This window comes from Actinomadura rifamycini DSM 43936, from assembly GCF_000425065.1.
GTDB classification, from domain to species: Bacteria; Actinomycetota; Actinomycetes; order Streptosporangiales; family Streptosporangiaceae; genus Spirillospora; species Spirillospora rifamycini.
Map to the genome: position 1 here is coordinate 332761 of NZ_AULB01000008.1, position 11061 is coordinate 343821.

Sequence of the window (11061 nt, forward strand, 5' to 3'; positions counted from 1 at the left end):
CCTCCCCGTCCGGAGGCGGGCGCGCCCGGACGCGTCCGCCGCGGGCCGCGCGCCCTACAGTTCGGCCTCGGCGTAGTCCTCGGGGGTGGGCTCGATCCGGACCTGGGAGAGTTCGAGCAGGTCGAAGGCTTCGGGGACGGTCGAGGCCCAGCTCACCGCGTCGAACGCCTTCGCGCGGGTGAAGCCGTGCTCCGCGAGGCCCTTCATCAGCTCGCGCAGCGGCTCGTAGACGCCGACGGGGTCGAGGATGACGATCTGCTTGTCGTGCATGCCGAGGGTGCGGGCCGTCCAGATCTCGAACAGCTCCTCGAGCGTCCCGATGCCGCCGGGCAGGACGAGGAACGCGTCGCTGCGGCGGTCCATCTCGCCCTTGCGGGTGCGCATGTCGGGGGTGACGATCAGCTCGTCGTTCTCCTCGTCGGAGATCTCGAGGTCGACCAGGTTCTCGGGGATCACGCCGACGGTGCGGGCGCCGCCGGCCCGGGCGGCGCGCGCGACGGCGCCCATGCAGGACACCTGGGCGCCGCCGCTGACCAGGCTGTGGCCGCGCCGCGCCAGCTCGGCGCCGGCCTCCGCCGCGAGGTCGAGGAACCGGGGGTCGATCTTGCTGCTGGACGCGCAGAACACGCAGACCGCGAGGGAGTCGCTCACGTGCCGTCCACTTCCTGCCCCGCCGTCCCGGCGGCCCGGGCCGTCTCCTCGACCGCGGCCTGCTCCTGCAGCAGCCGCTCCTGCTCCATGTGCGCGTCGACGATCACCTTGACGACCTCGTCGGGGTCGTCGGTGAGGTGGATCAGGTCCAGGTCGTCGGGGGAGATCTTCGCCGACGGCAGCATCGTGGCGCGGATCCAGTCGAGGAGGCCGCCCCAGAACTCGGTGCCGACGAGGACGATCGGGAACCGGGTGATCTTCTTGGTCTGGACGAGCGTGATCGCCTCGAACAGCTCGTCCAGCGTCCCGAAGCCGCCCGGCAGCACCACGAACGCCTGCGAGTACTTCACGAACATCGTCTTGCGGACGAAGAAGTACCGGAACTCGAGGCCGATGTCGACGTGGTCGTTCAGCTTCTGCTCGAAGGGCAGCTCGATGCCGAGCCCGACCGACACGCCGCCGTTCTCGTCGCAGCCCTTGTTCGCCGCCTCCATGATGCCCGGGCCGCCGCCGGTGATCACCGCGTACCCGGCGTCGTGCAGCCGGGCGCCGATGTCGACGGCCGCCTCGTACTCGGGGGTGCCCGGCTTGGTGCGGGCGCTGCCGAACACGCTGACCGCCTTCGGCAGCTCCGCCAGCAGCCCGAACCCCTCCACGAACTCGGCCTGGATGCGCAGCACCCGCCACGGGTCGGCGTGCACCCAGTCGGCCGGGCCGCGCGCGTCGAGCAGCCGCTGGTCGGTGGTCGTCGGGGGGACGGCGCGCCCGCGCAGCATGGCGGGCCCCTGCCGCCGGGATCGGCGGCTTTCTTCGGATGTCATGACCCCACCGTAATGGCGCGCCGGGTACCCCCACCTCCCGGTTTTCCCGGTCACCCCACGTGCGCCGGCGGCCGGGCGCCCACCGCCGCGCGCCCGTCGGCCGTCCGGCCGGGGATGAGCGCCAGGGCGGCCGCCGCGGCGAGGAGCGCGACGCCCGCGGCGGCGAGCATGCCGGCCCGGAAGCCCGCGTTCAGCGCGACGCCGATGACGTGCTCGCCGTCGGCGAGCGCGTTCTCGGTGACCTGCGCGGACACCGCCACCACGAGGGCCAGGCCGAGCGCGCCGCCGACCTGCTGGGCGGTGTTGACGAGGCCGGACGCGAGCCCCGACTCGTCCGCCGCGGCCCCGGCGGTCGCGGCGATGGCGGTGCCGACGAACACCACGCCGGCGCCGAGCCCCATCACGATCGCGGGGCCGAGCACCTCGGCCGCGTAGTGGCCGGTCGCCGACATCCGGGAGAACCAGGCGAGCCCGCACGCGGCCACCGCCAGCGCGGCGCCCACCGGCACCCGGGGGCCGAACCGGGTGACGAGCCGCGACCCGAGCGCCGAGCCCGCGCCGATCGCGATCGCCACCGGGAGCTGCGCCACCCCCGCCTTCACCGGCTCGTAGCCCTTGACCTGCTGCAGGTAGAGGGTCATGACGTAGAACATCGGGAAGATCGCCATCGTCATCAGGACGGCCGCGAGGTTCCCGCCGGTCAGCGACCGGTTCCGGAAGACGCCGAGCGGGACGAGCGGGTTCCGCACGCGCGCCTCCACCGCGGCGAACGCCGCCAGCAGCGCGGCGGCCGCGGCGCCGAGCCCGAGCGTCCGCGCGGACGTCCAGCCCGCCTCGTTCGCGTCCACCAGCGTGTAGACGAGCAGCGCGAGCCCGCCGGTCACCGCGACGGCGCCGGCCAGGTCGAAGCCGCGGACCCGCTCGTCGCGCGCCTCGGGGAGCAGGACGGGCGCGAGCGCGAGCGCGGCGGCGCCGATCGGGACGTTGACGTACAGCACCGCCTCCCAGCCGAACCAGTCGGTGAGCAGCCCGCCGAGGATGGCGCCCGCGGCGCCGCCCGCGCCGGCGACGGCGCCGAACAGGCCGAGCGCGCGGTTGCGCTCGGGGCCGGGCGCGAACAGCGTCATGATCAGCGCCAGCGCGGCCGGGGCGGCCAGCGCGGCGCCGACGCCCTGCGCGGCGCGCGCGGCGACGAGCGTCCCGGCGTTCGGGGCGAGCCCGCCGACGAGCGAGGTGACGGTGAACAGCGCCAGCCCGGCCAGGAACATCCGGCGCCGTCCGGCGAGGTCGGCGACCCGCCCGCCGAACAGCAGGAAGCCGCCGAACGCGAGCGTGTAGGCGTTGGCGACCCAGGACAGGTCGGCCTGGTCGAAGTGCAGGTCGCGGCCGATGGACGGCAGCGCGATGTTGACGATCGAGGCGTCCAGGACCAGGACGAACTGGACCGAGGTGAGCAGGGCGAGCGCGAGCCCCCGATGCCGTGCGGCCATGCGCGGCTCCTTATCTGGAAGTCGAATTCCGGTTCCGCTTGCATCGCGAGACGATACGGAAGCCAGATTCCGCTTGTCAATCACTTTACCTAGACGCTCTAGAAAATCTAGAGCCTCTAGGGATACGTGGGGATCGCCGGACCGTCCGGCGTCCGGGGCGGGGAGGCCGGCCCCTCGCGCGTGGTTCACTGGAGGCGATGACCGCCGCCACCGGGCCGCGCCCCCTGCGCGCCGACGCACGCCGCAACCGCCGCCGCGTGCTGGACGCCGCGCGCACCGCGTTCGAAGAGGACGGCGTCGAGGTCCAGATGGAGGACATCGCCCGCCGCGCCGGCGTCGGCGTCGGGACGATCTACCGCCACTTCCCCACCAAGCAGGCGCTCATCGACGAGCTCGCCGCCGAGTGGCTGGCCGACGGCGCCGCCAACGCCGCCGAGGCCCTGCGCATCGACGACCCGTGGGAGGGCCTCGCGCACTACGTGCGGCTGAGCTGCGACGTCATGGGCCGCAACCGCGGGCTGCGCACGGTGTTCGGCGACATCGGCCTGCTGTTCGACGAGAACACCGGCCCCGAGAACCGGGACCTGCACGACCGCGTCACCCGGCTCCTCGACCGCGCCCGCGCCGCCGGGGCGCTCCGCGCCGACGTCGGGGTGCGCGAGTTCCGCACGCTGATGTGCGGGCTGGCGACGGCGGTCAACCTCGCCGGCCCCGAGGGCCGCCGCGTCTACGCCGACGTGCTCCTGCGGGGCCTGCGCGCCTGACTCGGGCGCGGCCGGCTCAGGCGGTGAGCCACGCGCGCATGCGGCGCTCGCAGTCGGCGATCAGCGGCGTCTCGACGTACTCGTCCTTCGTGTGCGCGAGCGTCGGCTCCCCCGGCCCGTAGTTGACGGCCGGCACGCCCAGCTCGGCGAACTGCGCGACGTCCGTCCAGCCGAGCTTCGCCCGGACCTCCGCGCCGGCCGCCCGGACGAACGCGTCCGCCGCCGGGTGCGTCAGCCCCGGCCGCGCCGCGGGCGAGGCGTCCGTGACCGTCACCGCGAACCCGTCGAAGATCTCCCGGAGGTACCGCTCGGCCTCGTCGAGCGACTTGTCGGGCGCGAACCGGTAGTTCACCGTCACGACGCACTCGTCCGGGATGACGTTCCCCGCGACGCCGCCGCGGACGAACACCGCGTTCAGGCCCTCGCGGTACTCGAGCCCGTCCACGACCGGACGCGTGGGCTCGTAGGCGCGCAGGACGTCCAGGATGCGTCCAGCGGAGTGGATCGCGTTCGACCCCATCCAGGCGCGCGCGCTGTGCGCCCGCTCCCCCGCGGCCGCCACCTCCACCCGCATGGTGCCCTGGCAGCCGCCCTCGATCAGCGCGCCCGTCGGCTCCATCAGGACGGCGAAGTCGCCCGCGAGCAGCTCGGGACGCTCGCGGGCGAGCCGCCGCAGCCCGTTGCGGGACGCCTCGATCTCCTCGCACTCGTAGAACACGAACGTGATGTCGCGGGTCGGCTCGGCCACCGTCGCGGCGAGCCGCAGCGCCACCGCGACGCCGCTCTTCATATCGGAGGTGCCGCACCCGTACAGCCGGTCGCCCTCGACCCGCGACGGCAGGTTCCCGTTCAGCGGCACGGTGTCGAGGTGCCCGGCCAGGACGACCCGTTCCGCGCGCCCGAGGTCCGTGCGCGCGACGACGTTGTGCCCCACCCGCTCGACCGCGAGGTGCGGCAGCGCCCGCAGCGCCTCCTCGACCGCGTCCGCCAGCGGACCCTCCCCGCCGCTCACCGACTCGATGTCGACGACCGCCGCCGTCAGGTCCGCCACGTCCGAGAACAGATCAAGCCGCATGGTCGACAAGCGTACGCGGCAATAGGATCACCGGCGTGGAGACGCCCATCGAAGTGCACTGGTCGGCCCCCGCCGACGAGCCGCACATGCGCGACCTGCTGCCCGCCGCCGAACGCGACCGCTACGACCGCTTCGCCCGCGCCGAGGACAAGGCCCGTTTCGTCACCGGACGCTTCCTCGCCCGCACCGTCCTCGCCGCCCGGACCGGACTGGCCCCCGCGTCCATCGCGTTCACCACCGAATGCCCGCACTGCGGCGCCGACCACGGCAAGCCGCGCCTCCCGGGCCACGACGTCGACTTCTCGCTGTCGCACTCCGGCGACCGCGTCGTCCTCGCCGTCGCCGACGGCGTCCAGGTCGGCGTGGACGTCGAGCGCGAGAGCGACCGCGACATCGACCGCCTCGCCGAGATGGTCCTCGCCGCCCCCGAGCGCGACGCGCTCGCCGCCCTGACGCCCGAAGGGCGCAAGCGCGCGTTCCACGTCTACTGGAGCCGCAAGGAGGCCGTCCTGAAAGCCACCGGCCACGGCCTGGCGGCCCCCATGACCGCCCTGCACCTCTCCCCGCCCGACACCGCCCCCGAGCTCCTGAGCTGGGACGACGACAAGGCCGTCGGCTCCGTCCGGCTCGCCGACCTGTCCCCCGGCCCCGGCTACGCCGCGTCCCTCGCCGCCCTGACCCCCCACCCCCTGAAGCTCACCGAACACCCCGCCCCCTGACCCACCGCCCCCAGGACGCCTCGGGGAAGACAGCGCGCGCACCCCCTCACCCCACAACCACCCGCAGCGGGCCACGCACCCCGCCGCGCGGCCAGGCAGGTGCGCGCGGGTGTAAGCGGGAGTCGCGCGGCCCATCGCAGCGGGCTGCAACCCCTGCCGCGCGCGGGTGGGAGGGGGTCGCGCGCGGCCGGAGGGCGCTTTGCGGCGGCGTCCGTCAGCCGAGGCCGTGGTCGCGGAGGATGTCGTTCAGCTCCGCCTTGTTGTGCCGCTGGCCCTCTTCGAGGCGCTTGAGGATGAGCACCGCCGGGAGGCCGAACGTGCCGCCCTTGAACTCCTTGGTGCGGGTGCCGCCGACGGCGACGCACCAGTCGGGGATGCGGCCGCGGCTGATCTCCTCGCCGGTCTCGACGTCGATGACCGGCATGGACGCCGACAGGTTCGTGCCCGAGCCGACGACGGCGCCCTTGCCCACGCGGGCGCCCTCGACGATCATCGAGCGGCTGCCGATCATGGCCTCGTCCTCGACGATGACGGGCTTGGCGTTCGGGGGCTCCAGCACGCCGCCGATGCCCACGCCGCCGGACAGGTGGACGTTCTTGCCGATCTGGGCGCACGACCCGACGGTGGCCCAGGTGTCGACCATCGTGCCGGAGTCGACGTAGGCGCCGAAGTTCGTGAAGGACGGCATGAGGACGACGCCCGGCGCGAGGTAGGCGCCCCAGCGGGCGATCGCGCCGGGGACGACGCGGACGCCGTCGAGGCGGCTCTTCAGCGGGATGCGGTCGTGGTACCGGAAGTCGCCGACCTGCGAACGCACCATGCCGAGCACCTTGAAGCTGAGCAGGATCGACCGCTTCGCGCGCTCGTCCACGACCACCTCGTCGGTCGCGGGGTCGACGAAGGCCACGCGGGCCTCGCCGGTGTCGAGCTGGTCGACGGCCGCGGTGATGGCGGCGCGCGCGTCGGCGTCGTCCGGCGTGAGGTCGGCGCGCCGCTCCCACAGCTCGTCGATGACGTCGGAGATCGGGCTGGTGAACGTTTCGGTCATGTTCCCTGAGCTTACTGGTGGCCTGTTCCCGGTACGGTCTTCGCGTGGCTGTATGGGCGAGGTCGAAGTCGCGTCCCGCGGAGGGACCGGACGGTGGCGTGCCGCGCCGCCGCCGGCGCTGGGCCGTCATCACGTCCGTCTTCGTGCTCCTGCTCGGCGTGGGCGGATACGCGACGTACCAGTGGACGCGGCCGTACCTGCACGGGACGGGCTGCGAGGCGAGCACGGCCGCGGGCAAGATGTCGCTGAGCCTGGAGCAGGGCGCGAACTCGGCCACGATCGCGGCGGTGGCGTTCCGCAAGGAGCTGCCCGAGCGGGCCGTGGTGATCGCGTACGCGACCGCGATCCAGGAGTCGCACCTGCGGAACCTGGCGGGCGGCGACCGCGACTCGGTGGGCATGTTCCAGCAGCGCCCCTCGCAGGGCTGGGGCACGCCGGAGCAACTCCGCGACCCGGTGGTGTCGACGAGCAAGTTCTTCGACGGGCTCGTCCAGGTGAAGGACTACCTCGACAAGGACCTGCACGTCGCGGCGCAGGAGGTGCAGCGCAGCGCGGACGGGTCCCTGTACCAGCAGCACGAGCCGGAGGGCGAGCTGCTGGCGGCGGCGTTCACCGGGAAGGAGCCGGCGGCCGCGCGGTGCTGGTTCCCGCCGGACGAGCGGACCGAGCCGCGCCGGGACGAGGCCGTGCGGGAGATGCGGCGGGCGTTCGGCGGCGGTCTGAAGGCGTCCGGCGCGGCGTCGGGGCAGTGGACGGCGCTGGCGGTGCCGGGCGAGCGGATCGGCTGGGCCGCCGCGTCGTGGGCGGTGACGCACGCGCAGGCGTACGGGCTGACCGAGGTGCGGCACGCGGGCCGGGCGTGGCGCGCGGAGTCGGGCCACGACGGCTGGGCGTCGGACCCGGACGCCCCGAAGGACCGCGTGATCATCCGCTGACCGCCCGCGGCGCCGCGGGCGTCGGGCGTCCTCGGGCCGTCCGGCGGCGATGACGCTCGGTCGCGGCACCCGTGCGGCGTGTGCATGCCGGGCGGCTGCGGGGGAAGCGTGTCGGCATGGAGATCCCGCGGACCCTGGTGCTGACCGGGCATTTCCCCCCGGAACCGGGCGGGGTGCAGACGTTCACGTGGGAGCTGGTGCGGCGGCTGCCCGCCGACCGGCTGGTCGTGGTGGCGCCCGCGCGGGCGGGGGCCGCGGGGTTCGACGCGGGCCTGCCGTTCCCGGTCGTCCGGCGGCGCGGATACCTGCTGTTCCGCGGGCTGGCGCGGCTCGCCGCGCGGCACCGGATCGAGGCCGGGTGGATCACCGCCGCCGCCCCGTTCGCGATGTACGCGCCGTTCGTCCGGGCGGCGGGGGTGCGGCGGCTCGTCGGGTCGACGCACGGGCAGGAGCTCGGCTGGTTCCGGGCGGCGCCGACGCGGGCGGCGCTGCGCGCGGCGGCCGGGTCGTTCGACGCCCTCACGCACCTGTGCGCGTCCACGCTGCCCGAGCTGGAGGGCGCGCTCGGCGGCCGCACCCGGCTCGTGCGGCTCGCGGGGGCCGTCGACACCGACCGGTTCCGGCCCGGCCTGGACGGCTCGGCGATCCGGCGGCGGCACGCGCTCGGGTCCGGCCCGGTGGTGCTCAGCGTGGCGCGGCTCGTCCGGCGCAAGGGCCACGACACGCTGATCCGGGCGTGGGCGGACGTGGTGCGGCGGCGGCCGGACGCGCGGCTCGTCATCGTCGGGGACGGCCCGATGCTGCGCCGCCTCACCGAGCTGGGCGAGCGCGCCGCCCCCGGCTCCGTCACCGTGGCCGGCCCGGTGTCCGACGGCGACCTGCCGCTGTACTACGCGGCCGCCGACGTGTTCGCGCTGCCCTGCCGGGACGACCGCCGCGGGCTGCAGACCGAGGGGCTCGGGCTGTCGACGCTGGAGGCGTCCGCGGCCGGGCTCCCGGTGGTGGTCGGCCGGTCGGGCGGCAGCCCCGAGTCCCTCGTGGACGGACGGACGGGCGTGCTCGTCGACGCGTCCCGCGGCCCGGACGAACTGGCCCTCGCGCTGCACCGGCTGCTGGCCGATCCCGGACGCGCCCGCGCGATGGGCGCCGCGGGCCGCGCCTGGACGCGCGCGGAATGGAGCTGGGACGGCGCGGCGGCGCGCCTCGCCGCCCTGCTGCGCGGCTCCCCGGCCGGCGCGCCCGGCGCGCGGGAGGGCCACGGACCGGGGGTGGAGCCCGCATGGGACTCAAGGATCGGCTGAACCGCCGGGACTTCCGGCGGCTCATCGTCGGCCAGGCCATCTCGTCGTTCGGCGACTGGATGGGCACCCTCGCGCTGATGTACTTCGTGCTGGAGATCTCCGGCTCGACGACCGCCGTCGGCGGGGTGCTGGTGCTGCGGCTGCTGCCGTCCGCGCTGGGCGCGCCGCTCGCCGCCCGGGTGGTGACCCGGTGGCGGCGCCGCAGCGTGATGCTGTCGTCCGACCTGATCAGGGCGGGGATGGCGGTGACGCTGCCGCTGCTGCCGTTCCTGTGGTGGGTGTACTTCTGGGCGTTCCTCATCGAGGTCGTGGGGCTGATCTTCCTGCCGGCCCGGGACGCGGCCGTCCCGTTCCTCATCGAGGACGACGAGGACGAGCACGACACGAGCACGCTGGAGGTCGCGAACGGCATCACGATGGCGACCTCGTACGGGATGATCCCGGTGGGCGCGGGCGCGTTCGGTCTGATCCTGTGGGCGTCGAACCAGGCGGGCTGGGAGGGCCACTGGCGCTACGTCGTGGTCTTCTGGTTCAACGCGCTGACGTACCTGGCGTCCTACGTGGCGGTCCGATCGATCCCCGACCTCGGGCCGGGGCCGCACGAGCGGCGGGCGGCGGAGCGGGAGACCGAGACGCAGCGCGGGTTCGTCGCGGCGCTGCGGCTGCCGACCGTGCGGGGCGTGATCCCGGGCGTCGCCGTCATCGCCCTCGGCCTCGGCGCCCTGTTCTCCCTCGGCGTGGTGTTCGTGCGGAACGTACTGGGCGCGGGCGCGATCGGGTTCGGCGCGCTCGTCGTGCTGTTCGGGGTCGGCGCGCTCATCGGGCTGCTGCTCGTCCACCGCAAGGGCTGGAACCTGCTGTCGCAGATCCGGACCGGGACGGTGGTGCAGGGCGTGGTGATCACGCTGATGGGGGCGCTCGCGTCCACGGCGTGGTCGTTCGTCGGCGCGGTCCTGTTCGGCGCGGGCGCCACCAGCGCGCTCGTCGGCGGCATCACCTACCTGCAGGAACGGCTCGGCGGCGGGGACCGCAACCTCGCCCTCACCGCCTTCCACGCGACGCTGCGGTTCGGCCTGGCGCTGGCGGCGCTGCTGTCGGGCCTGGCGGCGGACCTGCTGGACGGCGCGGACGCCACGCCGCTCGGGATGGCCCCGGCCCAGTTCGTCCTCATGCTGTCGGGACTGGTGGTGCTCGCGGGTACGCTCCTGGTCCGCGCGCCCCCCGCGTGAGACCCGCGTCACGGCGGGGCGATGTCACACTCGTCGCGGGGCGTCCCCTCTCATGGGCATGGAGGCCACGGGCATCACCGACCACGACACCAGCGGACACGACACCGGCGACCACGACACCGGCGGCCACGACACCGCCACGCGGGTCTTCGCCGACCACCGCGAGCTGCTCTTCTCCGTCGTCTACAACCTGCTCGGCAGCGTCGCCGACACCGAGGACGTCCTGCAGGACGCGTGGCTCGCGTGGGCGGCCCGCGACCGCCCCGAGGTGGCGAACCCGCGCGCGTACCTCGTCCGCGTCGCCGTCAACGCGGCCCTCGCGCGGCAGGCCGCGATCCGCCGCCGCCGCGAGACCTACATCGGCCCGTGGCTGCCCGACCCGCTCGTCGCGGGCGCGGACGAGTCCGCCGAGCGCACCGAGGCCGTCTCGATGGCCCTGCTCGTCGTGCTGGAGACGCTCAGCCCGCTCGAACGGGCCGTGTTCGTCCTGCACGAGGTGTTCGGCTACCCGCACCCCGAGATCGCCGCGATGCTGGACCGCTCGCCGGCCGCCGTCCGGCAGCTCGCCCGCCGCGCCCGCGCGCACGTCCACGCCCGCCGCCCCCGGTACACCGCGGACCCGCGCGTCCGGCGGCAGGCCACCGAGCGGTTCCTGCGCGCGGCGCTGGGCGGCGACATCGGCACGCTGCTGGAGATCCTCGCCCCGGACGTCACGCTGTGGATGGACGCCGGCGGCGCCCCCGGGAACCCGCTGCGCCCGATCCGCGGCCGCGACCGCGTCGCCCGCACGCTGGCCGCCACCGTCCCCCGCCGGGCCCGCGAGACCGACCTCGACATCGACTACCGGACCGTCAACGGCGACCCGTCCGCCGTCCTGTTCACGGACGGCGCGCCTTTCGCCGTCATGGTCCTCGACCTCGACGGCGACCACGTCACCGGCATCTACACCGTGACGAACCCCGACAAACTCCCGGCAGCCGAGTAGCCGGGGCGGTTGATCCACCGGCCCGGCGATGCTTGTGTCTGCG

The 11061-nt window shown here is 74.7% G+C and carries 11 protein-coding genes; 6 read left to right on the forward strand and 5 right to left on the reverse strand.

From position 1 onward, the window contains the following. Nucleotides 1-54 precede the first annotated feature (54 nt). The 3 genes from H505_RS0106445 to H505_RS40120 are packed head-to-tail and all read right to left on the reverse strand — an operon-like array spanning nucleotide 55 to nucleotide 2962. Entirely contained in the window at nucleotides 55-651 is a 597-nt protein-coding gene (locus tag H505_RS0106445) for an LOG family protein (RefSeq protein WP_245592452.1), read from the reverse strand. After that, entirely contained in the window at nucleotides 648-1472 is an 825-nt protein-coding gene (locus H505_RS0106450; protein ID WP_026401333.1) for an LOG family protein, read from the reverse strand. The genes H505_RS0106445 and H505_RS0106450 overlap by 4 nt, the downstream gene beginning before the upstream one ends. 50 nt (nucleotides 1473-1522) lie before the next feature. Continuing rightward, nucleotides 1523-2962, reverse strand: coding sequence for an MFS transporter (locus H505_RS40120; RefSeq protein WP_034516859.1), 1440 nt, complete (start codon nucleotides 2960-2962; stop codon nucleotides 1523-1525). 197 nt (nucleotides 2963-3159) lie between these two features. Between H505_RS40120 and H505_RS50925 the strand changes: the two genes are divergently transcribed. Further along, nucleotides 3160-3726, forward strand: a complete 567-nt coding sequence (locus H505_RS50925) for a TetR/AcrR family transcriptional regulator (RefSeq protein WP_034516860.1) — start codon at nucleotides 3160-3162, stop codon at nucleotides 3724-3726. Between the two features lie 16 nt (nucleotides 3727-3742). Here the strand turns inward: H505_RS50925 and dapE are convergent, their stop codons facing one another. Next, entirely contained in the window at nucleotides 3743-4801 is a 1059-nt protein-coding gene (dapE, locus tag H505_RS0106465) for a succinyl-diaminopimelate desuccinylase (protein ID WP_026401334.1), read from the reverse strand. Nucleotides 4802-4836: 35 nt separating this feature from the next. Between dapE and H505_RS0106470 the strand changes: the two genes are divergently transcribed. Further along, entirely contained in the window at nucleotides 4837-5520 is a 684-nt protein-coding gene (locus H505_RS0106470) for a 4'-phosphopantetheinyl transferase family protein (RefSeq protein WP_245592453.1), read from the forward strand. A gap of 214 nt (nucleotides 5521-5734) precedes the next feature. Here the strand turns inward: H505_RS0106470 and H505_RS0106475 are convergent, their stop codons facing one another. Continuing rightward, entirely contained in the window at nucleotides 5735-6568 is an 834-nt protein-coding gene (locus tag H505_RS0106475; RefSeq protein ID WP_026401336.1) for a 2,3,4,5-tetrahydropyridine-2,6-dicarboxylate N-succinyltransferase, read from the reverse strand. Nucleotides 6569-6612: 44 nt separating this feature from the next. Between H505_RS0106475 and H505_RS40130 the strand changes: the two genes are divergently transcribed. The 4 genes from H505_RS40130 (at nucleotide 6613) to sigJ (ending at nucleotide 11018) form a co-directional block, all read left to right on the forward strand. After that, nucleotides 6613-7503 (forward strand): hypothetical protein, encoded by an 891-nt coding sequence (locus H505_RS40130; RefSeq protein ID WP_233617902.1) that lies wholly within the window; start codon nucleotides 6613-6615, stop codon nucleotides 7501-7503. A gap of 116 nt (nucleotides 7504-7619) precedes the next feature. Further along, nucleotides 7620-8804, forward strand: coding sequence for a glycosyltransferase family 4 protein (locus H505_RS40135; protein WP_064743505.1), 1185 nt, complete (start codon nucleotides 7620-7622; stop codon nucleotides 8802-8804). Continuing rightward, nucleotides 8783-10033, forward strand: coding sequence for an MFS transporter (locus H505_RS0106490; RefSeq protein WP_026401337.1), 1251 nt, complete (start codon nucleotides 8783-8785; stop codon nucleotides 10031-10033). Before H505_RS40135 ends, H505_RS0106490 begins: the two co-directional genes overlap by 22 nt. A 58-nt stretch (nucleotides 10034-10091) precedes the next feature. Further along, complete coding sequence (sigJ, locus tag H505_RS0106495; RefSeq protein WP_026401338.1) at nucleotides 10092-11018, forward strand: RNA polymerase sigma factor SigJ; 927 nt, start codon at nucleotides 10092-10094, stop codon at nucleotides 11016-11018. Nucleotides 11019-11061 lie beyond the last annotated feature (43 nt).

Bases quoted from the DNA above. Each gene is read 5' to 3' on its own strand.
- H505_RS0106450 (WP_026401333.1), bottom strand. From the start codon at position 1,472: ATGACATCCGAAGAAAGCCGCCGATCCCGGCGGCAGGGGCCCGCCATG.
- H505_RS40120 (WP_034516859.1), bottom strand. From the start codon at position 2,962: ATGGCCGCACGGCATCGGGGGCTCGCGCTCGCCCTGCTCACCTCGGTC.
- H505_RS50925 (WP_034516860.1), top strand. From the start codon at position 3,160: ATGACCGCCGCCACCGGGCCGCGCCCCCTGCGCGCCGACGCACGCCGC.
- dapE (WP_026401334.1), bottom strand. From the start codon at position 4,801: ATGCGGCTTGATCTGTTCTCGGACGTGGCGGACCTGACGGCGGCGGTC.
- H505_RS0106475 (WP_026401336.1), bottom strand. From the start codon at position 6,568: ATGACCGAAACGTTCACCAGCCCGATCTCCGACGTCATCGACGAGCTG.
- H505_RS40135 (WP_064743505.1), top strand. From the start codon at position 7,620: ATGGAGATCCCGCGGACCCTGGTGCTGACCGGGCATTTCCCCCCGGAA.
- H505_RS0106490 (WP_026401337.1), top strand. From the start codon at position 8,783: ATGGGACTCAAGGATCGGCTGAACCGCCGGGACTTCCGGCGGCTCATC.
- sigJ (WP_026401338.1), top strand. From the start codon at position 10,092: ATGGAGGCCACGGGCATCACCGACCACGACACCAGCGGACACGACACC.